Source organism: Mannheimia cairinae, from assembly GCF_028649535.1.
Classification (GTDB): Bacteria; Pseudomonadota; Gammaproteobacteria; order Enterobacterales; family Pasteurellaceae; genus Mannheimia; species Mannheimia cairinae.
On the sequence record NZ_JAQSJE010000002.1, the window covers coordinates 284,809 to 308,149 of the forward strand.

At 37.5% G+C, this 23,341-nt stretch carries 24 protein-coding genes; 10 read left to right on the plus strand and 14 right to left on the minus strand.

From position 1 onward, the window contains the following. The first annotated feature begins 21 nt into the window (after positions 1-21). From PTQ27_RS03580 to PTQ27_RS03595, 4 genes are all read left to right on the plus strand, one after another. Entirely contained in the window at positions 22-1,026 is a 1,005-nt protein-coding gene (locus PTQ27_RS03580) for a RodZ domain-containing protein (RefSeq protein WP_273749333.1), read from the plus strand. Between the two features lie 99 nt (positions 1,027-1,125). Beyond that, positions 1,126-2,238, plus strand: a complete 1,113-nt coding sequence (gene ispG, locus PTQ27_RS03585; RefSeq protein WP_273749334.1) for a flavodoxin-dependent (E)-4-hydroxy-3-methylbut-2-enyl-diphosphate synthase — start codon at positions 1,126-1,128, stop codon at positions 2,236-2,238. Positions 2,239-2,243: 5 nt separating this feature from the next. Beyond that, positions 2,244-3,515 (plus strand): histidine--tRNA ligase, encoded by a 1,272-nt coding sequence (gene hisS, locus PTQ27_RS03590; protein ID WP_273749335.1) that lies wholly within the window; start codon positions 2,244-2,246, stop codon positions 3,513-3,515. A gap of 29 nt (positions 3,516-3,544) precedes the next feature. Continuing rightward, complete coding sequence (locus PTQ27_RS03595; RefSeq protein ID WP_273749336.1) at positions 3,545-4,165, plus strand: YfgM family protein; 621 nt, start codon at positions 3,545-3,547, stop codon at positions 4,163-4,165. A 53-nt stretch (positions 4,166-4,218) separates the two neighbouring features. On the opposite strand, the gene dnaN is transcribed toward PTQ27_RS03595, so the two are convergent. The 8 genes from dnaN to ybfE all read right to left on the minus strand — a co-directional run bounded on the left by dnaN (position 4,219) and on the right by ybfE (position 13,415). Beyond that, the gene (gene dnaN, locus PTQ27_RS03600) at positions 4,219-5,322 is read right to left on the minus strand and encodes a DNA polymerase III subunit beta (protein ID WP_273749337.1); all 1,104 of its coding nucleotides are present in this window, start codon (positions 5,320-5,322) and stop codon (positions 4,219-4,221) included. A 25-nt stretch (positions 5,323-5,347) separates the two neighbouring features. Further along, positions 5,348-6,688 carry a chromosomal replication initiator protein DnaA gene (gene dnaA, locus PTQ27_RS03605; RefSeq protein ID WP_434802822.1) on the minus strand — a complete coding sequence of 447 codons (1,341 nt, stop codon included), beginning with the start codon at positions 6,686-6,688 and terminating at the stop codon, positions 5,348-5,350. 220 nt (positions 6,689-6,908) lie between these two features. After that, positions 6,909-8,756 (minus strand): ABC transporter ATP-binding protein, encoded by a 1,848-nt coding sequence (locus PTQ27_RS03610; RefSeq protein WP_273749339.1) that lies wholly within the window; start codon positions 8,754-8,756, stop codon positions 6,909-6,911. A gap of 92 nt (positions 8,757-8,848) precedes the next feature. Next, the gene (gene luxS / locus PTQ27_RS03615) at positions 8,849-9,358 is read right to left on the minus strand and encodes an S-ribosylhomocysteine lyase (RefSeq protein WP_273749340.1); all 510 of its coding nucleotides are present in this window, start codon (positions 9,356-9,358) and stop codon (positions 8,849-8,851) included. A gap of 23 nt (positions 9,359-9,381) precedes the next feature. Then, on the minus strand, positions 9,382-12,042 hold the full coding sequence (locus PTQ27_RS03620; RefSeq protein ID WP_273749360.1) for a PqiB family protein: 2,661 nt from the start codon (positions 12,040-12,042) through the stop codon (positions 9,382-9,384). 99 nt (positions 12,043-12,141) lie between these two features. Continuing rightward, complete coding sequence (gene fur / locus PTQ27_RS03625) at positions 12,142-12,582, minus strand: ferric iron uptake transcriptional regulator (protein ID WP_273749341.1); 441 nt, start codon at positions 12,580-12,582, stop codon at positions 12,142-12,144. 27 nt (positions 12,583-12,609) lie between these two features. Continuing rightward, positions 12,610-13,134 (minus strand): flavodoxin FldA, encoded by a 525-nt coding sequence (fldA, locus tag PTQ27_RS03630; RefSeq protein WP_273749343.1) that lies wholly within the window; start codon positions 13,132-13,134, stop codon positions 12,610-12,612. Between the two features lie 5 nt (positions 13,135-13,139). Next, complete coding sequence (ybfE, locus tag PTQ27_RS03635; protein ID WP_273749344.1) at positions 13,140-13,415, minus strand: LexA regulated protein; 276 nt, start codon at positions 13,413-13,415, stop codon at positions 13,140-13,142. Positions 13,416-13,779: 364 nt separating this feature from the next. Here ybfE and PTQ27_RS03640 point away from each other — a divergent pair, with 364 nt between their 5' ends. The 3 genes from PTQ27_RS03640 (at position 13,780) to PTQ27_RS03650 (ending at position 17,385) form a co-directional block, all read left to right on the plus strand. Continuing rightward, positions 13,780-14,766 (plus strand): oxidoreductase, encoded by a 987-nt coding sequence (locus PTQ27_RS03640; RefSeq protein ID WP_273749345.1) that lies wholly within the window; start codon positions 13,780-13,782, stop codon positions 14,764-14,766. Between the two features lie 96 nt (positions 14,767-14,862). Continuing rightward, a complete protein-coding gene (locus PTQ27_RS03645; protein WP_273749346.1) occupies positions 14,863-16,158 on the plus strand; it encodes an NCS2 family permease in 1,296 nt (431 codons plus the stop codon). 36 nt (positions 16,159-16,194) lie between these two features. After that, a complete protein-coding gene (locus PTQ27_RS03650; RefSeq protein ID WP_273749348.1) occupies positions 16,195-17,385 on the plus strand; it encodes a BaiN/RdsA family NAD(P)/FAD-dependent oxidoreductase in 1,191 nt (396 codons plus the stop codon). Positions 17,386-17,427: 42 nt separating this feature from the next. Here the strand turns inward: PTQ27_RS03650 and infA are convergent, their stop codons facing one another. Continuing rightward, entirely contained in the window at positions 17,428-17,646 is a 219-nt protein-coding gene (gene infA / locus PTQ27_RS03655) for a translation initiation factor IF-1 (protein ID WP_025217878.1), read from the minus strand. 110 nt (positions 17,647-17,756) lie between these two features. Next, positions 17,757-18,416 (minus strand): YtjB family periplasmic protein, encoded by a 660-nt coding sequence (locus tag PTQ27_RS03660; RefSeq protein WP_273749350.1) that lies wholly within the window; start codon positions 18,414-18,416, stop codon positions 17,757-17,759. 86 nt (positions 18,417-18,502) lie between these two features. Between PTQ27_RS03660 and serB the strand changes: the two genes are divergently transcribed. The 3 genes from serB (at position 18,503) to PTQ27_RS03675 (ending at position 20,120) form a co-directional block, all read left to right on the plus strand. Further along, positions 18,503-19,366 carry a phosphoserine phosphatase SerB gene (gene serB / locus PTQ27_RS03665; RefSeq protein WP_273749351.1) on the plus strand — a complete coding sequence of 288 codons (864 nt, stop codon included), beginning with the start codon at positions 18,503-18,505 and terminating at the stop codon, positions 19,364-19,366. Positions 19,367-19,381: 15 nt separating this feature from the next. Next, entirely contained in the window at positions 19,382-19,873 is a 492-nt protein-coding gene (locus PTQ27_RS03670) for a YajQ family cyclic di-GMP-binding protein (protein WP_273749352.1), read from the plus strand. Positions 19,874-19,955: 82 nt separating this feature from the next. Next, positions 19,956-20,120: a DUF5363 domain-containing protein gene (locus PTQ27_RS03675; RefSeq protein ID WP_273749353.1), complete on the plus strand. Its 165-nt coding sequence runs from the start codon at positions 19,956-19,958 to the stop codon at positions 20,118-20,120. A gap of 59 nt (positions 20,121-20,179) precedes the next feature. Here the strand turns inward: PTQ27_RS03675 and PTQ27_RS03680 are convergent, their stop codons facing one another. The 4 genes from PTQ27_RS03680 to tal form a co-directional block, all read right to left on the minus strand. Further along, positions 20,180-20,482, minus strand: a complete 303-nt coding sequence (locus PTQ27_RS03680) for a hypothetical protein (RefSeq protein ID WP_273749354.1) — start codon at positions 20,480-20,482, stop codon at positions 20,180-20,182. 50 nt (positions 20,483-20,532) lie between these two features. Next, positions 20,533-20,694, minus strand: a complete 162-nt coding sequence (locus PTQ27_RS03685; protein ID WP_273749355.1) for a Trm112 family protein — start codon at positions 20,692-20,694, stop codon at positions 20,533-20,535. A gap of 13 nt (positions 20,695-20,707) precedes the next feature. Further along, the gene (lpxK, locus tag PTQ27_RS03690) at positions 20,708-21,688 is read right to left on the minus strand and encodes a tetraacyldisaccharide 4'-kinase (RefSeq protein WP_273749356.1); all 981 of its coding nucleotides are present in this window, start codon (positions 21,686-21,688) and stop codon (positions 20,708-20,710) included. A 218-nt stretch (positions 21,689-21,906) separates the two neighbouring features. After that, positions 21,907-22,854 carry a transaldolase gene (tal, locus tag PTQ27_RS03695; RefSeq protein ID WP_273749357.1) on the minus strand — a complete coding sequence of 316 codons (948 nt, stop codon included), beginning with the start codon at positions 22,852-22,854 and terminating at the stop codon, positions 21,907-21,909. Between the last annotated feature and the right edge of the window lie 487 nt (positions 22,855-23,341).

Sequence of the window (23,341 nt, forward strand, 5' to 3'; positions counted from 1 at the left end):
ATTTAATATAAAGAGTTTTATATGACGGAATCAGTTCATTCTAAGCAAGAGCAGTTTCATTCAGATGAAAATGCTTTAACGTTAGGTCAAAAATTAAGATCGGCACGTGAGGCATTAAATCTTTCTATTGCAGATGTTGCTGCAAAAACAAACTTAAAAAAATCGCATATTGAATCTCTTGAAAATGATATCTTTATCTTAAAGAACGTTGCCCCTACCTTTGTACGTGGCTATGTACGTAATTATGTGAAATTCTTGCGTTTACCTGAATCACTGATTTCAAGCGTAAATTATGGGGAAGTAACAATTCCAAAAGAGGTTACTAAGGTTTCTCCAGTTAATTCATCTTCAAATTCTCAAGGAAAATCGCTGAAATATCTTACTGTTTTAGTGTTATTGGCGGCACTTGGAATGACGTTATTATGGTGGTGGCAAGGCTATCAGAAAGATCAAGAGAATCGGGAGCAACTTGTCAGTTCTGTAACAAATGAGGTTACATTACCAGTTAAATCTGAAGAAATTGCTACACAGCAACCTCTTCAAGCACAAGTAGAAAGTCAAGTTGTAGTTAATACGACTCCAGCTGAAGCAGCTCAAGCTGAAGCAACATCAACTGAACAAGTAGAGCCAGCACAACCGCAAGGTTTACATGCTATTGCTGAAGAGTCTAAGCCAGAACTTGAGCCAGCACAAAATGAGGTGGCAAATATTTTACAGCAACCTCAACAAACAGAAGAAATAGTAGCAGAACCACAAACTCAAACAGAAGAAGTCGTTGCAGTTGAAAACGATGAATTACGAATTGAGATTACAGGCTCTCAAAGTTGGATTACTGTTCGAGGCCCAAATAATAAACGTTTAGCTGAGAAATTATATAATAATGGCGAGGTATTGACCTTTAATGGTAATGAGCAATATCGTTTGACTATTGGTGCACCGGCTAATGTGAAACTGTATTATAAAGGGCAAGAAGTGCCATTAAAAATTGATGGGCGAGTCGCTCGTATTCGCTTACCATTACAATAATATTAACCAGCTTGTAAAACGCACGTAAAGTTAGTGATTTATCATTGCTATCTTTACGAGCGTTTTCTGCTTTATAAATTTTTAACTGAATTAAAGAATATGATACATCAATCACCAATTAAACGTCGAGTATCGAAAAAAATCTATGTCGGCAATGTGCCTGTAGGGGGCGATGCACCGATTACGGTTCAATCGATGACGAATACTCGCACAACAGATGTTGAGGCGACAGTCGCACAAATTAAAGCATTAGAGCGTGTTGGGGCAGATATTGTCCGTGTTTCTGTACCGACAATGGACGCAGCAGAAGCTTTCAAAGTAATTAAACAACAGGTAAATGTGCCGCTTGTTGCCGACATTCACTTTGATTACCGTATTGCACTTAAAGTGGCTGAATATGGGGTCGATTGTTTGCGTATCAACCCAGGTAATATCGGTAATGAAGAACGTATTCGTGCTGTGGTAGATTGTGCTAGAGATAAAAATATTCCGATCCGAATCGGTGTGAATGCCGGATCACTTGAGCGAGATCTGCAAGAAAAATATGGCGAGCCAACACCTGAAGCGTTGCTAGAGTCCGCATTACGCCACGTGGATCATTTAGACAGACTTAATTTTGATCAATTTAAAGTAAGTGTGAAAGCCTCCGATGTTTTTCTAGCGGTGGAATCTTACCGTTTATTAGCCAAACAGATTGAGCAACCTCTGCATTTAGGCATTACTGAAGCAGGTGGAGCAAGAGCCGGTTCAGTAAAATCTGCTGTGGGTTTAGGTTTATTATTGGCGGAAGGCATTGGCGATACATTACGAGTTTCGCTCGCAGCAGATCCTGTGGAAGAGATCAAAGTGGGTTTCGATATTCTCAAATCATTACGTATTCGTTCTCGTGGGATCAACTTTATTGCTTGCCCAACCTGTTCTCGTCAAGAAATTGATGTAATTGCAACAGTAAATGAGCTAGAGCAACGCTTAGAAGATATTATTACCCCAATGGACGTATCGATTATCGGTTGTGTGGTAAATGGCCCGGGCGAGGCATTAGTGTCTGATTTAGGTGTTACAGGCAGTAATAAAATGAGTGGCTTTTATTTAGATGGTGTTCGCCAAAAAGAACGTTTTGATAATGCAAAATTAATCGACCAATTAGAAGCAAAAATTCGTGCCAGAGTTGCACAACAACATAGTCGTATTGATGTAGAACAAATAGGATAAATAACGTGGCAAAAACAATTCAAGCAATTCGTGGAATGAACGATTGTTCCCCGACAGAATCCCCTTTATGGCAATGGGTGGAAGGTAAAGTACGCAATGTGTTAGCAAATTACGGCTATTCGGAAGTGCGTATGCCGATTGTAGAAAGCACCCCTTTATTTGCCCGTGCTATTGGCGAAGTAACTGATGTTGTTTCAAAAGAAATGTACACATTCTGGGATAATGATGAACAATTGACCTTACGCCCAGAAGGTACTGCAGGCTGTGTGCGTGCAGCGATTGAACGTGGTTGGATCTATAACAATGAACAACGTTTATGGTATATGGGGCCGATGTTCCGCCACGAACGCCCGCAAAAAGGGCGTTACCGTCAATTCCATCAAGCAGGTGTTGAGGTGTTTGGTATTGCAAATGCAGAAATTGATGCGGAATTAATTATTTTAACCGCTCGCCTATGGAAAGAATTAGGTATCGATCAGCACGTTTCTTTACAACTTAACTCTATCGGTTCGTTAGAAGCTCGTGCCAATTATCGTTCGGCATTGGTAAAATTTTTAGAAAATCACACCGCTTTAATGAGCGAAGAAGAAAAAGAGCGTTTGGTTAAAAACCCTCTTCGTATTTTAGATACGAAAAACGAAGCTCTTCAACAAGTGTTGAATGATGCTCCAAAACTACTTGATTACTTAGATGACGACAGCCGTGAGCATTTTACACAGCTTTGTGCATTATTAGATGCAATGGGCATTGCTTATGAAGTTAATCCGAAATTAGTACGTGGCTTAGATTATTACAACAAAACCGTGTTTGAATGGGTAACTTCTGCATTAGGGGCTCAAGGCACGGTGTGTGGTGGCGGTCGTTACGATGGCTTAGTTGAACAACTTGGCGGGCACGCAACCCAAGGTGTCGGCTTTGCAATGGGCTTAGAACGTTTGGTGCTACTAGTGCAAGAAGTGAATAAAGAGATTGACTTACCGAAAGCCGTTGATGTGTATATTGTTTTCTCAGGCGAAGGGGCAACGGTCAATGCGTTCCAAATTGCTGAACAAGTTCGTAGCCAATTACCACAATTACGGGTAATGACGCACTGTTCCGGTGGTAAGTTCCAAAAACAATTTAAAAGAGCTGACAAGGTTGAAGCGAAAATTGCTTTAGTGATTGGTGAAAGTGAAGTAGTTGAAAAACAAGTTGTGATTAAAGATCTACGTTCAGGTGCGGAGCAAATGACTATCGCACAAAGTGATTTAATTGCAGAATTAGCAACACGCTTTTAAGTAAAGATTATCCGCTTAAGGAGAGATAAATGAGTAACGAATATTTAAATAAAACCGAAGAACAGCAGTTTGAAGATGCGAAAAATTGGTTTAAAGAAAATGGCACCCCGATTTTAGTGGCGATTATTTTAGCGAGTGCGGCAAGTTTTGGCTGGAACTTTTGGAAGAACCACCAGCTACAAACAGCACAGCAAACCTCTGCAACTTACCAAAGTGTAATGGAAACTTATTTGCAAGATCCAAGCAAAAATCAACCGCTTGTTGAAAAATTTATTGTAGATAATAAAGATTCTAGCTATGCGACTTTTGCTGAATTTGAAACGGCAAAACAAGCAGTGGAAAAAGGCGATTTTGTTGCCGCTAAAACAGCATTACAATCGGCGGTAAAGAGTTCGGATCCAACGTTGCAAACAATCGCTCGTTTTCGTTTAGCTCAAATTGACTACCAATTAAAAGCTTACGATGAAGCTTTGGCAACCTTAGCTCAAATTCAAGATCCAAGCTGGCAGGTGCGTAAGCAGGTATTAAGCGGCGATATTCTTGTCGCAAAAGGTGATATTGACGCAGCAAAAAGTGCTTATGAAAGTGCAAAAGCAAATGCTCAACTTCAGGAACAGATGTTAATTGATGTTCGTTTAAATAATCTATAAAAAATAAGGCCTGATTTGTGGAAAATCAGGCCTTATTTTTACATATTTAGTAACTACAAACGCATCGGCATAATAACATATTCGGCGGAACTGTTGTCACAATCTTCAATCAAACAGCTTGAAGATGAATCAACTAAGCTAAAGCGAACACGTTGGCATTTCAAAGTGTTTAATACATCTAAGACATAGCTTACATTAAAACCAACTTCCATTTCCGGGCTTTCATAAGCAACATCAATAATTTCTTCTGCTTCTTCTTGCTCTGGGTTATTTGCGGTAATTTTTAATAAATTATGGCTTAATGCTAAACGCACCCCTCTAAACTTCTCATTTGAAAGAATCGCCGCACGCATTAATGCACGTTTTAAGGTTTCGGTATCGGCTTCTAAAATACGGTCTGCATTACGAGGAAGCACTCGGCGATAGTCAGGGAAACGACCATCAATAAGTTTAGAAGTAAACACAATACCGTTCATTGTAATACGAATATTGCTTGAGCCAATTTCTAAACGTACTACTTCATCAGTTGAAGAAACTAAGCGAGATAATTCAAGCACCGCTTTACGAGGAACGATGACAGAATGTGTTAAAAGCTCTTGGTTAAGTGCCATAGTACAAACCGCTAGGCGATGTCCATCAGTTGCAACGGTACGTAACAAATTTCCTTCCGTTTCAAATTTCATACCGTTTAAGAAATAGCGAGCATCTTGATTTGCCATTGAAAATTGAGTCGCATCAATTAAACGAGCAAGGGTTGCTTGTTCGATGGAAAAATCGACTTCCGGTTTCCAATCCATTAAGTTTGGATAGTCGCTTGCAGGCAATGTTGCAAGGCTGAATTTACTGCGTCCAGCTTTGATTACGGCTTTATCGTCTTCAAATAATACGGAAATTACGCTGTCGTCAGGCAGGCTTTTGCTAATATCTAAGAATTTTTTAGCAGGAATGGTAAATTTCCCTGCAAAATCGACCGCTTGTAATAATTGTACTTGGGTAGTTAATTCAACTTCTAAGTCGGTACCGGTTAGAGATAAACGATCGCCTTCAATTTCAAGTAAAAGATTGTTGATTACAGGTAGAGTCGGACGGCTACTTAATACGCCACATACTTGCTGTAAAGGCTTAATTAACTGTTCTCTAGTAATGGTAATTTGCATAATCGTTCCTTCGTTCTTTCTTTGATTAAGACGATAATTTACGGGTTAAATTGGTATAATCTTCTTGGATACTGGTTTCAGCATCACGTAATTCATTAATCGTTTTGCAAGCGTGCATAACGGTTGTATGATCTCGCCCACCAAATTCTCTACCAATTTCTGGCAAACTATGGTTTGTTAGCTCTTTAGCAAGAGCCATTGCCATTTGTCTTGGGCGAGCGACACTTCTTGCTCGGCTTTTTGATTTAATATCTGCTACTTTGATATTGTAATATTCTGCCACAATACGTTGAATATTCTCAATGGTAATTAAGTAATCAAAAGAGGCAAATAAATCTTGTAAAGTTTCACGCACTGCATCAACGGTAATTGGGCGAAGGGTTAGTTTTTGCCAAGCAATTACTCGGTTTAACGCACCTTCTAATTCACGCACATTAGTACGCAGTTTTTGCCCCATAAGATATGCTGCATCTTCTTGTAAATCTGCCCCTCGTTCTGCCGCTTTATAGCGAAGAATTGCTACTCGGGTCTCTAATTCTGGTGGTTCAATCGTGGCACTAATACCGCCGCTTAAGCGAGATTTAATCGCAGTGTCGATTTTATCAATATTTTTAGGGAGAACATCAGAGGTTAGAATGATCTGTTTTCTCTGCTCAAATAAGGCATTTAATAAATGCAGGAATTCTTCTTGAACTTTTGGTTTGTTCGCTAAAAATTGAATATCGTCAATCATCAACACATCAAGCGAGCGATAGAATTTTTTAATTTTTTCTGCATCATTATTTGAGCTATTAATCGCTTTAATAATATCACGATAAAAACGTTCAAGATGAATATATAACACTCGCATAGTCGGCGTGCGTTTAATTAATTCATTCCCGATTGCGTGGAGTAAGTGAGTTTTACCTAAACCTGTTCCTGCATAAAAAGAGAGTGGATTGCAGTGGCTCTCCCCTAAGTTATCAACAACTTGTTGAGCCACTAGCTTTGCTAATTGGTTAGAGCGACCTTGAACAAAATTATCAAAAGTTTGGTGTGGGTTTAAACCTGTTTTAAAGCCCGATTGCCCAGATTCAGAATAATCAGCCTCTTTTTGTTTAGCTACAGGTTTAGTTTGTTCAGTAGGCTTAATACCTACTTTTAGGCTTACAATTAAATTATCGTTTTTGGCTAAAAAACGAGCTAGCTCGGTAATTTCAGATAAAAATTTATCTTTCACCCAGTTTTCAACAAATTGATTTTGTGCATAAAGTGTGAGTTCACCATTATTAGAACTTGCCTGAAGAGGGCGTAACCAAGTGCTGTAATCGGTTGGCGATACTTTCGTTTGTAAGTGATTAAGGCAATCAGACCAAAGGGAAGACACAATTTGCTCCAAAATTATTGTTATTAAAGGTAGATAATAATACCTGAAAAATGAGGATAAATCTTGAAAATTTTTGTCAAAATTTTGATAGGTTTTAGTTGTATTTTTATTGAGTTTTAATTGGCGAACAAGCGGTCGTTTTTTGTGGAAATTTTGCAAATTTCTTTGAAAAAACGACCGCTTGCTAAGTTAGAAGGAAAAATAGGAATTCAGTGGAAAGTTAAATATCCGTATTTTCTGGTAAGAATCCACCACTTTGGTGTGCCCAAAGTCTTGCATAAACACCGTTTTGAGCGAGTAACTCATCGTGGGTGCCTTGTTCGACAATTTCGCCTTTATCTAACACAATTAATCGGTCCATTGCCATAATAGTTGATAGGCGATGAGCAATAGCCACTACGGTTTTGCCTTCCATTAACTTGGTGAGGTTTTCTTGAATGGCGACTTCCACCTCAGAGTCTAGGGCACTGGTTGCTTCATCTAATAGTAGAATAGGAGCATCTTTTAACATAACCCTAGCGATTGCAATACGTTGACGTTGTCCACCTGAGAGTTTTACACCACGCTCGCCCACGTGAGCATCAAACCCTGTTCTGCCTTTTGCATCTTGTAGATTTGGAATAAACTCACTTGCAGCAGCTTGTTCTACTGCTTTGATCATATCCTCTTCCGTTGCATTAGGGCGTCCATACATTAAGTTTTCACGAACTGAACGATGTAACAATGAGGTGTCTTGAGTGACTAAACCAATTTGTGAGCGAAGGCTCTCTTGGGTAATATCACTGATATTTTGCCCATCAATCGAAATAGAACCGTCTTGAATATCATAGAAACGTAAGAGTAGGTTAGTTAGGGTTGATTTACCTGCACCACTACGGCCTACAAGTCCTACTTTTTCGCCCGGCTTGATGGTTAAATCAAAATCTTTTAATAATGGTTTTCTTGGATCGTAGGCAAAATCCACATTATCAAATTTAATCTCGCCTTTCGTTACCGTTAATGGGGTTGCATTTTCTTTATCGACCACATTATGAGGCTTAGATAGCGTAATCATACCGTCTTGCACCGTACCTAAATTTTCAAATAGACGAGCAAATTCCCACATAATCCATTGAGATAAGCCTTTAATACGTAGGGCTAAAGCGGTTGAGGTGGCAATTGCCCCGGCGGTGACAATACTTGATCCCCATAGCCATAATCCAATTCCTGCGGTAGAAATAATTAACACCATAGACATAAAGTTAGTCACCGTTTCAATCACGGTGACCAAACGCATTTGCTTGTGTACGGTAACCATAAACTCTTCCATCGACTCTTTGGCATAAGTCGATTCACGATTGCCGTGAGAGAAGAGTTTTACCGTCATAATATTTGAATAGGCATCGGTAACTCGCCCGGTCATCAGGCTTCTTGCATCTGATTGTTCTTGTGCGGCTTGAGCGAGTTTTGGCACGAAATAGCGAATAGTACCGGCTAATGCAATTACCCATAAAATAAACGGAATAAATAGCCAACCGTCTAGTTGTAGTAAGATCACACTTGAAGTTGTGAAGTAAACCAATACATAAATCAACATATCGGCACAGGTCATAACCACATCACGCACAGATAAGGCAGTTTGCATTACTTTGGCGGAAACGCGTCCTGCAAATTCATCTTGGTAAAAGCCTAAGCTTTGCCCGAGCATTAAACGGTGGAAATTCCAACGTAAACGCATTGGGAATACGCCTTGTAATGATTGAAAGCGAATACTACTTGCAAGATAAACTAACAAGATAGCAAGTACTGCAATGGCAAACATTCCAAGAATGGTTGAGCCTTTTTCCGCCCAAAGTTCGGCAGGGGTATATTTATTAACCCAATCGACTAAATCTCCCATAAATTGGAATAACACCGCTTCAATTACCCCTACGGTGGCGACTAAAACCGTTAAAATTAAGATATAGCCTCGCATTCCTTTGGTGGCATCATAAATAAATGGAATTAAGCCGGATTTAGGAATTTGGGGTGTTTCATTCGGATAGGTTTCAATGCGAGATTCAAACCATCGAAATAATTTTTCAAACATATTTATTATTGTTTCCTGAAATATCGTCAAAGTTTTATAGCACCGCTTTTGGTAAAAGGGTGCTATAAAGAAAGTAAGCCAAATAGAAAAGATTATGGATTTAGCAATTTTTCATCAAGTGCTAAATCTTCATTATGGTTGATGCCAATTCCCGCAGCTAATACATCACGAGCAATTTTGTGTGCTTCTTCTAAAGAGTGTTCTTTATAAGATCCACATTGGTATTCATTTAATTCCGGAATGGCAGAGACATCTGGGATTTTATTGAGGGCATCTTCCATTGAGGCTGTCCACGCTTTAGCCACTTCTTCTGCAGAAGGTGTACCAATTAGCGACATATAAAATCCGGTGCGACAACCCATCGGCGAAATATCAATAATTTCAACCTGTTCACTATTAAGATGATCACGCATAAAGCCAGCAAAAAGGTGCTCCATCGTATGAATACCACGTACCGGTAGAATATCAATATTCGGGCGACAAAAACGTAGGTCGAATACGGTAATGCTATCGCCTTTTGGTGTTGTCATTGTTTTCGCAACACGTACGGCTGGGGCATTCATTTTTGTATGATCAACTTTAAAACTATCTAATAAAGGCATTTTTTACTCCAATCTAATAAAAATTACTCTGCAATACCTTGTTCCCAAGCAGGGGCATCATCAGGTACTTTGCGTTGTAAGAAGAATCTGCGGTTAGCTTGTGCTTGAGGTTTCACTACTCTTGTATAAGGAGTTGAGAACTCAATACCGCCATTTAATAATTGCGACATAGTACCAGAATTCATACTCACTCCTTGCAAGCTAATATCCATTGTATAGCCAGATGCTTGCCAGAATTGTGTATTGGTTCTGACTAAATGTTTGTATTTGTTGTTAATTTTCAAATGAATTAACACTCTATCGCCAAGTTCGCTTAATCCTAAGTGACTCACTACACCCACTTGCATACCACGGTACATCACAGGGGCTTCTGGTTGAATACCATTTGCATTGGTTGTTTCTACAATAATAGGGAAACCATTGCTATATGTAGTTTTGGTTGTGTCCGTATCTGCGAGGGTAAATTGTGTTTGTGCTTTGCCAGAGCCTGCATCAACGGTAATATAATTTTGTAATGCGGCATCTAAATTTTTAAAGCCGGAAGTGCTAATTTCTGGGGCTATCACGCTAAATTTAGCACCAGCTTTTGCAATTAATGGGTAATATTTACCATAGATATAAGCGGTCACTTTTATCTGTTTTTTTGCATTTTGCAATTCTAACTTTTCAACCTGTCCAACAGTTAAACCCATATATTTAATATCCATACCTTCACTAAGTTTAGATCCATCTTTAGCAATTAAGGTGATATAAGTATTGTCCGAAGTCGCTTTTTCTTTGCTAGCGTATAAAGATTTATTTCCTTTTGAACTACTATTGTCAAAGCTGATTGCACCTTTTAGTGTTCGCATTAATGGTGAAGCGGCAACACTAACCCCTTTCATTGATACATCAACAGCCATAGCTGGTTCTATCCAAAAACGGCTTTTATCTGTTAATAAATGACGATAACTTGGTTGAATAAATAACTCTACATCAAACTGTTTTTGTTTTGGGGTGATTTTTAATACTTCGCCCACTTGGAAATCACGGTATAACACAACTGAAGCTTCGCTAATGCCAGATAATGAATCTGCAGAAAGCGTGATAGTCGGTTTTTTATCTAAGGTTGTAATACCTGATTCCGCACTTTCTATATCTTTATAAAGAGGGTAATTTGATTTCGGACTTCCGCCTGCTGTACCTGTTAATAAACGAATACCACCTTTTAGCCAATCAGACGGAGAGCCTGCATTCACTTTTAAGCCGTCTAATCCAACTGACATATCTATATTAGAAATTGCCACAAATTTACTATTGCTGCCAACTAAATTGCGATATTGCGGATAAATAATGCCATCAAAGTGAACGTTATCTAAATTGAGCTTTCGTTTTAATATTTCGCCAATTTGCACATCGTTATAATAAATACCTTGCCCAACATCAACCCCATAAGCTTGAGGAGATGTTAAACTGACACTTAGTAAATTTGGAAGATTAAGGAGGTAATCGGCCTCTTTTTGTACGATAAACTCATATTGAGGTTCGCCTTCTCCAGATAAAATATCAAAATAAATTCCACGGAATAATTCGCCTGCTTTAGCAAGTTGCTCTTTATTCAATGAGAATTTAGGTTCTTTTAATAAAATTTTTGAACCAGTACGTAATAGATTAATATGGCTTGGATCTATTAATAATGTTCCTTCCAACATTCTATACTCAGACTCATTTTTTAGCTGATCCGGTTTATTTTCATCATCTGAGAATTTTAATTGCGAAAGCGTACCAACTTGTATGTTTTGGTAAAATACAGTTGTATTATTTACTTTTAAGTTAGAAGCTAGAGGCACTTTAACCTTAACTTCGATACCTCGCTTGGCAGATTTTAGATCAGGGTAAAGATCAAATTTTTGCCCTTGTTCTGCAACATCAACAGTCTCTGGTGAATCAAATGCAATCGCACCTTGCACAACAGAAGCAAGGCTGTCCATATTCACATTAATACCTTGCAAACTGACATCTGCAGTAATCCCACTAATATTCCAGAAACGGCTCTCTTTTTTGACTAAGTTTGCATATTTTTTGTTGATGATGACATCAATCTCAATTTTTTGCTGATCAGCAGTAAAGCGGTAGTCGGCTATGCTACCAACAGGTACTTTACGGAAATAAACACTAGCACCTACCGTAATAGAGGCAAGATCATCAGAAATTAAGCGAACGAGCAAGTCCCCATCACTTACGGTTACCGCTGGAGGATCTTCTTCTGCAATAAATTCATCGGTCGGTTCGCCTTCACCAGGAAGAAGAGTTATATAGTTTCCTGAAACAATAGCATCTAAGCCTGATACTCCTGCTAAAGAAGCACTTGGTTGTACCAGCCAAAATTTAGTTTCTTTTCGTAGAACACTTTTGGCTTCGGGGTTAATTTCCGCCTGAACTTCAACTTCTTTTAAATTATCAATAAAGTAAACACGTTTTACTTGACCGATTTGTAACCCCTGGTAGCGAATAACAGTTTTTCCTGCGGTAATGCCATCACCTTTTGCAAATCTAATCGTAATGGTTTCGCCTTGTTCTTTTAATATTTGAAAAAATAGCAACACACCAATAATAAAAGCAACGATAGGCAAGAGCCAGAAAGGAGATATTTTGCGAGGTTGTCGAATATGAGCATCGACGACATCTTGTCTATTTTCTTCCATCATAATCTTAATTTAGGATAACCTATATAGAACAATACCGAAGTCTCATAATAAGACTTCGGTAGATAATTAAAGAATCAATAAAATAGGAGAAAAAGGTTATTTTTTCTCATCACAGTTTGTTAAATTACTACATTTACCATATAGATATAAACTATGATTGGCTAATTCCATACCGTGTTTTTCACTAATTTCACGTTGGCGGCGTTCCATATCCGGATCTTTAAATTCAAATACTTTACCGCAGTCCATACAAATGATGTGATCGTGTTCGTGGTTCATATTTAATTCAAAGACGGCTTTGTTTGCATCAAAGTTATGGCGAGTTAAAATGCCTGCTTCTTCAAATTGATTTAAAACACGATATACGGTTGCCAAACCAATATCTGAGCCTTTCTCGAGTAGAATCTTATAAATATCTTCCGCAGCAAAATGTTGCATTTCATCACGGATTTCTTGCATTAATGCAAGAATAGTTAAGCGAGGCTCTGTTACTTTTAAACCTACATCTTTTAAACGTTTTACATTTTCTTCAGACATATTAGCCACCTATTATCTAAAAAGTAATTATGCGAGTTGATCTAAACACATCTCTTCTTTTAATTGTTCACACCATTTATTAACACGCTCAGTCGTTAATTCTGGTTGGCGATCTTCATCAATACATAGACCAACAAAAGTATTCTCATCAACTAATGCTTGTGATACCTCAAAAGTATAGCCTTCAGTCGGCCAATGGCCAACAATTACACCACCGTTTGGTTCAACAATATCACGAATCGTACCCATTGCATCACAGAAATATTCTGCATAATCTTCTTGGTCACCACAACCAAAAATAGCTACGACTTTACCATTGAAATCGATCTCTTTTAAAGTCGGCATAAAGTCGTCCCAGTCTGCCTGAGACTCACCATAATACCAAGTTGGAATACCGAACATTAAAAAATCGTATGCTTCGATATCTTCTTTTGTACTTTTTGCAATATCACGAATATCAATTAATTCAGGGCTTAATTGTTTTTGAATCATTTTCGAGATATTTTCTGTATTACCTGTATCGCTACCGTAAAATAAACCTACAACTGCCATTCTTACTACCTATCTTTGATATAATTATTTAGAATTATTTCAATTAATTGTCCGCGAGAGATACCACGCTCAGACGCCTGTTCCTCTAATAATTGCACTAAATCCGAATGTAACTTTAACTCCACACGTTTTAAGCCTGAGGATTTATCACGCTTAAGTTGGTTACGTTTATTAATTCGAATTTGTTGCTCTCGAGCAAGAGGATTTGTGCGAGGACGCCCAACCTTTGGTACAGTCGCAAACAGATCTAATGTTATACAATCTGAATCTTGCTTTGCCATTTCATTTAAAATATTGGGCTTTTGCCTCTTTTTATTTCTCAATAATGAGAATGAGACGCTACTTTTAAAGTAGCAACTATATCAAAAGTCGCTTCATTTGAAAAGCAAATCAGTTAGAAAACAAAGAGAGGATTTTTGCAAAATTTTCACTAAATTTAACCGCTTGTCGCTTTTTAGTATTCTATAGTCCTATTTGGTTATTTTATCGAATAATGTGAAAAAATAGCAGTCGAATAAGAGGTGAATTTGTCTATTGTTGTAATTAGACTGACATTTATTAAACCAATTTTTTGTTTTTATTCTTTAACTCGCAATAAATTAGCATATAATTTATTAATATCTGAGTAATAAAAAAGGAGATACCGTGTCAAACATTCATTTAGCTATCGCAAGTGATTTTGCTCTTGCTGAAAAATTATTGGAAGCACTAGAAAATAAAAATTTAGCCATTGAAAAAATTTCGGCAGTCGAGCTTGAGCCTTTTGGTGAAGAACAAAATTTACGTTTTGGCACAAAAGCCGTTGCACAATATGCCTTAGATGAAGTGAACTGGGCAGAATTCACTCACGTATTCTTCGCCGGCAAAATGGCTCAAGCAGAAGTGTTGGCAGAGGCGGTTAAAGCAGGATGTGTCATTTTAGATTTATATGGAATTACCGCCTTGATTAGCGATGTGCCTGTCGTTGTGCCAAGCATTAATGATGAAAACGTAGCAAATTTACGTGAGCGAAATATTGTTGCCCTTGCGAATCCTCAAGTATCACAATTAGCACTCGCATTAAAACCGATTTTAAATCAACCATTAAGCCAGGTTTTTGTTACCTCGCTTTTACCCTCTGCTTACTTTGGTGATGAAAAAGTAAAAGAATTAGCAGGGCAAACCGCTCGTTTGCTAAATGGTATTCCGTTTGATGAAAATGCAGAACGTATAGCTTTTGATGTTGTGCCTGCAAATGTACAAGGGGAAGAAAAAAATCTACCGTTTTCAAAAGCCTTTGAATTACAACTTGCAAAAGTATTGCCAAATTTAACCGCTTGTACAACTTTCCACGCAGTACAAGTTCCTGTGTTTTACGGTGTGTCGCAAATGGTTTCGGTGCAGTCTGAATATCAATTAGATGCGGAAACATTAAGCGAGGAATGGAAAGCGACAAATTGGGTGAATTTCAGTGAAAAAACGGTAATAACTGCAGTTAAAAATGGTGAAAATGAAGAGGAAAACGCATTAGAAATCAGTCAGCTACTCGCTAAATCAGAGCAGGGAATCCAATTCTGGTCAGTAGCAGACGAACAACGTTTTAGCCTTGCTTTTTTAGCGGTTGAATTATTGAATTTAGTATTAGATTATTAAATCACTTGCTAAGTTATCTGTTTCGTGATAAAAATCGACAACGCCCAAGCAAACGTTTGCTTGGGCGTTGTTGTTTCTTAAAATTCTGAAGGTCTTATGTTAGAAAAATTATTTCAGCTATCGGCTAAAGGTAGCAATGCTAAAACAGAAATTGTGGCAGGTATCACTACCTTTTTCACAATGGTTTATATTGTTTTCGTTAATCCCTCAATTCTTGGTGTAGCCGGTATGGATACTCAAGTAGTGTTTGTAACCACTTGTTTAATCGCTGCATTCGGCACTATCGCAATGGGATTATTTAGTAATCTACCTATCGCACTTGCCCCTGCAATGGGATTAAATGCCTTCTTTGCATTTGTGGTCGTGCAAAAACTTGGCTACTCTTGGCAAGTCGGAATGGGAGCGATTTTTTTAGGCTCTGTTGGCTTGTTCCTTTTAACCGTTTTACAAATTCGCTACTGGTTTATGTCTGCAATTCCGCTCGGTTTACGTGTGGGGATTGGTGCAGGTATCGGTTTATTTATCGCCTTAATCGGCTTTAAAAATATGGGATTAGTTGTTCCAAGCCCAGCAACACTTGTTGCGTTAGGCGATTTGCACGATCCAAAAGTGTTAATGGGTATTTTAGGTTTCTTTATCATTGTTGTGCTTGCCGCAAAAGGCATTCACTCTGGTGTATTAATTTCTATTACTGTGGTTACTGCCCTAGCGTTAATATTTGACCCTGCAGTAACTTTTAATGGTGTGATGTCTATGCCACCAAGTCTAGGGGCTGTTGTTGGGCAAGTTGATATTGCAGGTGCATTTGATGTCGCCTTGCTTGGCATTATTTTCTCTTTTATGTTGGTGAACTTATTTGACTCATCAGGCACTTTAATTGCGGTAACTACTAAAGCAGGTTTTGCTGATGAGCAAGGTCGATTCCCGAGAATGAAACAAGCCCTATTGGTAGATAGTACCGCAGCAATGGCTGGTTCTTATATGGGAACATCTGCTATTTCAACCTATATTGAAAGCGGTTCTGGCGTATCTGTTGGCGGACGTACAGGCTTAACTGCTGTTGTAGTAGGAATTTTATTCCTCCTAACCATTTTCTTCTCACCACTTGCAGGCTTAGTACCCGCTTATGCAACCGCAGGGGCATTAGTGTTTGTCGGCATTTTAATGGCTTCAAGCCTGATTGAAGTGAAATGGGATGATTTAACCGAAGCAACACCAGCCTTTATTACCACTGCAATGATGCCGTTTACCTACTCCATTACGGAAGGGATTGCCTTTGGTTTTATTAGCTACTGCGTAATGAAAGCTTTTACAGGTCGTTGGAAAGAAATTAATCCATCAGTTGCAGTTGTTTCACTGCTCTTTATTGCGAAATTTATTTGGGTAGGGTAATCTTCCCCCATTTCTTATTTCAGCAGTTAATTTCGAATGCAAAATTTTGATGTAATCATTATCGGAGCTGGGGCAGCAGGCTTATTTTGTGCTGCTCAGCTCGGGCAAGCAGGCAAAAAGGTTGTCGTTTTAGATAGCGGTAAAAAAGTCGGGCGTAAAATCTTAATGTCGGGCGGTGGTTTTTGTAACTTCACGAATTTAGATGTGAATGCCAGCCACTATTTAAGCCAAAATCGCCATTTTGTGAAATCCGCACTTTCACGTTATACCCAATGGGATTTCATCTCTTTGGTGGCAACCTATGGCATTACTTATCACGAAAAAGAACTAGGGCAACTTTTTTGCGATGAAAGCTCTCAACAAATTGTGAATTTATTACAAGCTGAATGCGAAAAAGGTAAAGTCGAAATTTTGTTGCGACAAGCGGTGGTTTCTGTGGAAAAAATTGCAAACACTTTCCAAATTTCGACCGCTTGTAATCAATTTCAAACTGAAAATTTAGTGATTGCTACGGGCGGTTTGTCTATGCCTGCATTAGGAGCAAGCCCTTTTGGTTATCAGATTGCCGAACAGTTTGATATTCCCATTATCCCGCCTCGTGCAAGCCTTGTTCCTTTTACTTGGAAAGAGAGTGATAAACATTTTGTCGAGCTTTCCGGCATTGCAATGCCAATTACAGTTTCAAGCAATGGCAAAAGTTTTAGTAACCAAATGTTATTTACCCACCGAGGATTATCCGGCCCTGCGATTTTGCAGATTTCAAACTATTGGGAATTGGGTGAAACCGTTGAAATTGATTTGTTACCAAATGATTCCATTTTGGATATTCTGGCTGAACTGCGTCAATCTTCGCCGAAATTGCAGCTAAAAACCGTTTTATCACGTTATTTACCGAAAAAATTGGTAGAGGTTTGGTTGGAACAAAAATTACTCTCCGACAAAGTTATCGCCCAACTAAGTAAAGCCGAATTAAATGCGTTAGAGCAATTTATTCATCATTGGCAGTTCTTACCGAATGGCACGGAAGGCTATCGTACCGCTGAAGTTACGAAAGGAGGGGTAGATACGAACCATATTTCCTCTAAAACAATGGAAGCTAAGAATACCGAAGGGCTTTATTTTATCGGCGAAGTGCTTGATATAACCGGCTGGCTTGGCGGTTATAATTTCCAATGGGCGTGGTCTTCAGCCTTTGCTTGTGCAGAAGGGATTATTGAAAAAGGTTAAAAACAAATAAGGCGAACTCAACGGTTCGCCTTATTTTTGTGATTATCTTGCACGGAAAATAATACGTGCTTTGCTTAAATCGTATGGAGTCATTTCAACGGTTACTTTATCGCCTGTTAAAATACGGATGTAGTTTTTACGCATTTTACCTGAAATATGTGCAGTTACTACGTGACCATTCTCTAATTCCACACGGAACATTGTATTTGGTAAGGTTTCTAAAATTGTACCTTGCATCTCAATGCTATCTTCTTTAGCCATTTATTCCTCTTTAAGTTCTATCATTTTTATTAAGTGCCATTCGGCGAAAAACGGCGGATATTATACGCTTATTTGCTTAAATTACAATCGTTTATCACATTTCCGAAAAACTATTTACGTCTTAAAAGACGACGTCGGGAATGAAATCGTTGTGTTTGCGTTTTTGACTCGCCAAGTGTTGGTTTTGAGTTAGTATGGATATGGTAGATTTTTCGACGGAAATAGTAGTGAACGCTACTTGCGAATAAAATCCCAGTTAAAACTAAAATAATAATTTCGCCATACAGTTGATTAAATTGTTGTTCCACTCTGACTTTTGTTGTTTGCCCATATTGCGCATCAAAGGTTACACGCAAAAAACCAACTAACATTTGTTGTGCAAAAACGGGTTCAACAATTTGTTGCGTAGCTTCAGCCTGATCTGATGCTAATAACTCTTTCAACTCTTTTGCATTTTGGCTACGGGCTAAAAGCACCCCATTAGGAGCATATAGATTGGCATCAATAATAAATTCTTCTTTAGCAAAACCGTCTAGCGCATCGGTTAATTCATCTGTCTTTGCATTTTTTACTAATAAAAATGAAATAACATTCGCTTGTTGTCGAACCAGTAAATGCGAAAGGTTCGAGACTTGATTGATACTGGCTAATTGTGATCCTAACTTAAATTGATTTACGCCCGTTAGAATAACAGCAATAATTGCACAGCAGAGAGCCGTAATACCTGCCAATAAAAGCGTTTTTGCTATTTTTTCTCGAGTAATATACATTTAAATCCCCTTAAAATGATGCGTGATTGTAGCACGGTTTTCTGCTAGATTAACTTAGTAAATTTTAAACTTCACAAAAACAGATTATGACAAACACAATTTTTATCTATTCAAAAACATTAAGCTCTGCAGAAATTGAGCAGTTTTCACAAAATGCAGAGGCAAAATTACTTAAACAAGCGGATTATTTAGGCTATAAAATTGCATTTTTTTCCACAAATTTAACCGCTTGTACATTGCGTGAGATTGCAAAGGAAATAAATGCCGATGTGAGTAGTCTCAATATTGTCCCTAATCTAAATCAAGCGGGTTTATTATTAATGGATATGGATTCCACTGCCATTAAAATTGAATGTATTGATGAAATCGCCAAACTTGCCGGCACGGGCGAGATCGTATCAGCCATTACTGCCAGTGCAATGCGTGGTGAACTCGATTTTGAGCAAAGTTTGCGTAAACGTGTTGGCACCTTAGAAAATGCCTCAGAAAGTATTTTGCAAAAAGTGCGTGAAAATCTACCGCTTATGGATGGCTTTGAGAAAATGGTTGCAACCTTAAAGCAAAAAGGCTGGAAATTGGCTATTGCCTCAGGTGGTTTTGACTATTTTGCTGATTATTTGAAAGAGAAATATGAGCTTGATTTTGCCGTGTCAAATCAGCTTGAAATTATAGAGCAAAAACTAACAGGGAAAGTATTAGGCAAAGTGGTGGATGCTCAGTTTAAAGCAGAAACGCTACAAAATTTGGCAACTAGATTTAATATTCCTAAAAATCAATGGGTTGCGGTCGGCGATGGAGCCAATGATTTACCTATGCTCAAAACAGCAAGCCTTGGTGTTGCACTTCACGCCAAACCTAAAGTGCAAGAACAGGCTGATTTTGTGGTAAACTTTGGTGATTTAACCGCATTATGTGTGTTGCTTAATGCGAAGAATTTATTTGAAAATTAATTTAAGGGGAACAAAATGCCATCATTTGATATTGTATCTGAAATCACTATGCACGAAGTGCGTAATGCGGTAGAAAACGCTAACCGTGTATTAAGCACTCGTTATGATTTCCGTGGAGTGGAAGCGGTTATCGAATTAAATGAGAAAAACGAAAGCATTAAATTAACAACAGAGTCCGATTTCCAATTAGAACAGCTTATTGAAATCTTAATTGGTTCTTGTGTGAAACGTGGAATTGAGCATAACTCGTTAGATATTCCAACAGAAAGCGAACATCACGGCAAACTCTATTCAAAAGAAATTAAGCTTAAACAAGGTATTGAATCGGATATGGCGAAAAAAATCACCAAGCTTATTAAAGATTCAAAAATCAAAGTGCAAGCTCAAATTCAAGGTGAGCAAGTGCGTGTAACGGGGAAATCTCGTGATGATCTTCAAGCTGCTATCCAATTAGTGAAAGGTGCAGAATTAGGACAGCCATTCCAATTTAATAACTTCCGAGATTAATTTAGCTAACAAGCGGTTAGTTTTTACAAGAAAGTTGCAAAATTTGACCGCTTGTAAATGATAAATAATAAAGGAGAAAAGTATGAGCGAACAGACAGAAAAGAAAAATTGGTTTAAAAATGCACTCGAAAAATATGATGAATTTTGCGAGGAACTAGGTGTCAATCAAGGTGCTTGCCGAGGTTGCGTACCCGTAGTGAAGTTTGATCCTGAGCCAGAAAAAAAGCCTGAACAACAAGATAAATAGTGATTCATAAAATGCACAGAAGTATAAAATTACTGATGTGCATTTTATGTTGAAAGATTCTAATCTGAAGAATAGTGAGTAAATCTATGCTTTATGCCACCAGACTGAGCACAAGGATATGTTTGAGTATCTAGAGCATAGCTACCATCAAAGCATTGAGCAATGACTCCTTTAGGTTTTTGGGCAATAAGCTCTGAAGTTGGAGACCTTAACTCTGTTTGCGATTCACTTATATGAATAACTTTATTTGCTACATAATCAGCATTTTGTTCACCTTGTACGACCGCTACAGGTGGGTTAGATGTGCAAGAAAATAGCCCTAACGTAAATAAAATACTTAAAGTAAGGTTATATTTTTTCATATTCATTTCCCTCTGAATGTAGTGAATAATATTTGTGTCGCAAGTAAAGTTTATATTTTTTCTCCTGCTTCTGGCAATAAAGCGGGAATGCCATTTTTAATTGGGTATGCAATATTAAGTTTATGATTGATTAAGCAGTTATTTTCTTTATCCCATTCTAATCTTTCATTAGAGACAGGACAAGTAAGATTATTCAGTAACTTTTCGTTCATATTTTTCCTCAATTTAGCTATTTTTTAATTTTCTTTGGATTGAATTAAGTAAACAAGCGGTTGATTCTTCAGAAAATTTTGCAGAAACAGGAATATACCACCAGTTATGTTGAGCGAAATCTCTACATTTTACCGCATCTTTTTCTGTCATCAGTAAAGGTGTTTGCGTATCAGCTAGATCTTTTAGTTGTGTAATATTAAAGGCTTGATGATCTGCAAATGCTTGCGTTTTTATTAGTGAAATTTTCAATGTTTCTAACATCGTGAAAAATCTAGCAGGATGCCCAATACCTGCTATAGCAACACAAGATTGAGTAAATTCTTGTATGGCTTTGCGTTCATTAGTTAAAAGGTTTACTGCAAAACTAGGCTCTAATTTCATCAAGTGTTCGTCCACTTTAGGTATGCCTCCATTACAAATTATAGCATCTACAGACTTTAAGCGACTTGGTAATTCACGCAACCCACCTGCTGGGAGTAAAAAATTATTTCCAAAACGTCTTATACCATCAACTACGACCCATTCTATATCTCGTTGCAAAGCATAATGCTGTAAGCCATCATCAGAAATAATAAGATCTAATTCAAATTGATTAAGGAGTAATTCAATACTTTGTTGGCGATTTGGTGAGATTGCTAATGGAACATTCGTTCGTTGCACAATTAATACAGGTTCATCTCCCATTATCTCAGCAGAGCTTGTTTGAGTGACTAATTGAGGATATTGCTTATTTTTCCCTCCATAGCCACGAGAAATGACGCCAACTTTTATTCCTTTTTTTTGTAATTGTTCAACTAACCAGATCACAACAGGTGTTTTACCATTTCCACCAACAGAAAGATTACCAACAATTAAAACTGGGACAGGTGCTCGGTAAGACTTTAATATATTTTTTTGATAAAGCCAGTGTCTGATTTTTGTTACGAGCAAAAATAGGAAAGAGAGAGGGGAGAGTAACCACGTTAGCCAAGATTTTGTTTGCCAAAGTTTCATTTTATTTTTGTTCTTAATTTATGCTTATTATAACGTTATTTAAGTAAGTGTTTTATGAGAGAAAACTCTAATTTTCACAAGCGAATCAATTTATCATATCATTTATTAAACAAAAGTAGAATGTTCAGGCATTTTAGATTTTAGGACTCATAAAATATAAGGCTGGCCTATTTTAGCTAGCCAGCCTTATTTATTAAATTATACCATCATAGTCAGTATTAAAGTTTTTCAGAAAGCATTGCTTCTAATTTTTCTTGGTCAATCGCAAATTTACGAATACCTTCAGCTAATTTTTCAACAGCCATAGGGTCTTGGTTATGTTCCCAATAGAACTCTGCTTCTGTCATAGGAGCTGGACGGTCTTTTACTTCACCTTTATATTCAAGTTTACGAACTAAAGGTTCGTTACTTTCTTGCAATTCTTTTAATAAAGTCGGAGCGATAGTTAAGCGGTCGCAACCTGCTAATTCAGTAATTTCACCAACATTACGGAAACTTGCACCCATTACAACCGTGTTATAACCATATTGTTTATAATAGTTGTAGATATTTGTTACAGAAATTACACCTGGATCTTCAGCAGGAGCATATTCTTTACCTTCATTCGCTTTATACCAATCTAAAATACGACCTACGAATGGAGAAATTAAGTAAACACCAGCTTCTGCACAAGCACGAGCTTGAGCTTGAGAGAATAATAACGTTAAGTTACAGTTAACGCCTTCTTTTTCTAAAACTTCAGCTGCACGGATACCTTGCCAAGTTGATGCAATTTTAATAAGAATACGATCGTTGCTAATACCTGCTGCATTATATAAAGCAATTAATTTACGTGCTTTAGCAATAGTCTTTTCTGTATCATAAGAAAAACGAGCATCTACTTCTGTTGAAATACGGCCTGGAACAAGTTTTAAGATTTCTAAACCGATATTTACGGCTAATTTATCTTCAGCATCAACTAATTGCTGAGCTTTATCATCACTTTGTGTTTTAGCATAAGCAACGGCATCTTCAATTAATGGAGCATATTGTGGTAATGCCGATGCACTTAGGATTAAAGATGGATTTGTTGTAGCATCTTCAGGCTTATAAAGTTTCATTGCTTCAATATCACCTGTATCGGCAACAACAACAGTGACTTTACGTAATTCATCTAATTGACTCATATTTGTTCCTTATAAAAGTTAATAACTAAATTGGATTTGTAAATAATAGCAGTAAGAACTTCAAAAGACTAAATAATTTTGTGATGAAGATCACATTTTTATAAAATAATAGGAGAGTAAAAAACATCAATCATATTAATTTATGAAGAAATATGCAGTTATTGATTATTAACAAGACGTTCTGTTTTAAAATTACGCAAGCGGTAAATTTTTTACAAATTTTTACAAAAAGTACTTGCACGTATTTAAAAAATCTCTATAATGCACCACACACAACGACGCACTGTTGTGAATAAGTTTAAATACAGTGCGTCGTTCTTTTTTGTCTTTATCGACAGAAAGCTGTTCTTTAACAATTTATCAGACAATCTGTGTGGGCACTTGTTGATTGACTTTGTTTAAAAATATTTTTTGATTTTGAAGTCTTAATAGGTGCTTAAACTAGAAATTCATTTTTACTTTTTAAGTAATATGTAAACTTTAGCTA

What these genes read in the sequence shown, in the direction of transcription:
- tal (WP_273749357.1), bottom strand. Translation starts at nt 22,854, where the DNA reads ATGAGTCAATTAGATGAATTACGTAAAGTCACTGTTGTTGTTGCCGAT.
- PTQ27_RS03675 (WP_273749353.1), top strand. Translation starts at nt 19,956, where the DNA reads ATGAGCGAACAGACAGAAAAGAAAAATTGGTTTAAAAATGCACTCGAA.
- PTQ27_RS03685 (WP_273749355.1), bottom strand. Translation starts at nt 20,694, where the DNA reads ATGAACGAAAAGTTACTGAATAATCTTACTTGTCCTGTCTCTAATGAA.
- PTQ27_RS03645 (WP_273749346.1), top strand. Translation starts at nt 14,863, where the DNA reads ATGTTAGAAAAATTATTTCAGCTATCGGCTAAAGGTAGCAATGCTAAA.
- ybfE (WP_273749344.1), bottom strand. Translation starts at nt 13,415, where the DNA reads ATGGCAAAGCAAGATTCAGATTGTATAACATTAGATCTGTTTGCGACT.
- PTQ27_RS03595 (WP_273749336.1), top strand. Translation starts at nt 3,545, where the DNA reads ATGAGTAACGAATATTTAAATAAAACCGAAGAACAGCAGTTTGAAGAT.
- serB (WP_273749351.1), top strand. Translation starts at nt 18,503, where the DNA reads ATGACAAACACAATTTTTATCTATTCAAAAACATTAAGCTCTGCAGAA.
- PTQ27_RS03610 (WP_273749339.1), bottom strand. Translation starts at nt 8,756, where the DNA reads ATGTTTGAAAAATTATTTCGATGGTTTGAATCTCGCATTGAAACCTAT.
- PTQ27_RS03650 (WP_273749348.1), top strand. Translation starts at nt 16,195, where the DNA reads ATGCAAAATTTTGATGTAATCATTATCGGAGCTGGGGCAGCAGGCTTA.
- PTQ27_RS03670 (WP_273749352.1), top strand. Translation starts at nt 19,382, where the DNA reads ATGCCATCATTTGATATTGTATCTGAAATCACTATGCACGAAGTGCGT.
- fur (WP_273749341.1), bottom strand. Translation starts at nt 12,582, where the DNA reads ATGTCTGAAGAAAATGTAAAACGTTTAAAAGATGTAGGTTTAAAAGTA.
- PTQ27_RS03580 (WP_273749333.1), top strand. Translation starts at nt 22, where the DNA reads ATGACGGAATCAGTTCATTCTAAGCAAGAGCAGTTTCATTCAGATGAA.
- PTQ27_RS03660 (WP_273749350.1), bottom strand. Translation starts at nt 18,416, where the DNA reads ATGTATATTACTCGAGAAAAAATAGCAAAAACGCTTTTATTGGCAGGT.
- PTQ27_RS03680 (WP_273749354.1), bottom strand. Translation starts at nt 20,482, where the DNA reads ATGAAAAAATATAACCTTACTTTAAGTATTTTATTTACGTTAGGGCTA.
- ispG (WP_273749334.1), top strand. Translation starts at nt 1,126, where the DNA reads ATGATACATCAATCACCAATTAAACGTCGAGTATCGAAAAAAATCTAT.
- infA (WP_025217878.1), bottom strand. Translation starts at nt 17,646, where the DNA reads ATGGCTAAAGAAGATAGCATTGAGATGCAAGGTACAATTTTAGAAACC.
- lpxK (WP_273749356.1), bottom strand. Translation starts at nt 21,688, where the DNA reads ATGAAACTTTGGCAAACAAAATCTTGGCTAACGTGGTTACTCTCCCCT.
- PTQ27_RS03620 (WP_273749360.1), bottom strand. Translation starts at nt 12,042, where the DNA reads ATGGAAGAAAATAGACAAGATGTCGTCGATGCTCATATTCGACAACCT.
- dnaN (WP_273749337.1), bottom strand. Translation starts at nt 5,322, where the DNA reads ATGCAAATTACCATTACTAGAGAACAGTTAATTAAGCCTTTACAGCAA.
- luxS (WP_273749340.1), bottom strand. Translation starts at nt 9,358, where the DNA reads ATGCCTTTATTAGATAGTTTTAAAGTTGATCATACAAAAATGAATGCC.
- fldA (WP_273749343.1), bottom strand. Translation starts at nt 13,134, where the DNA reads ATGGCAGTTGTAGGTTTATTTTACGGTAGCGATACAGGTAATACAGAA.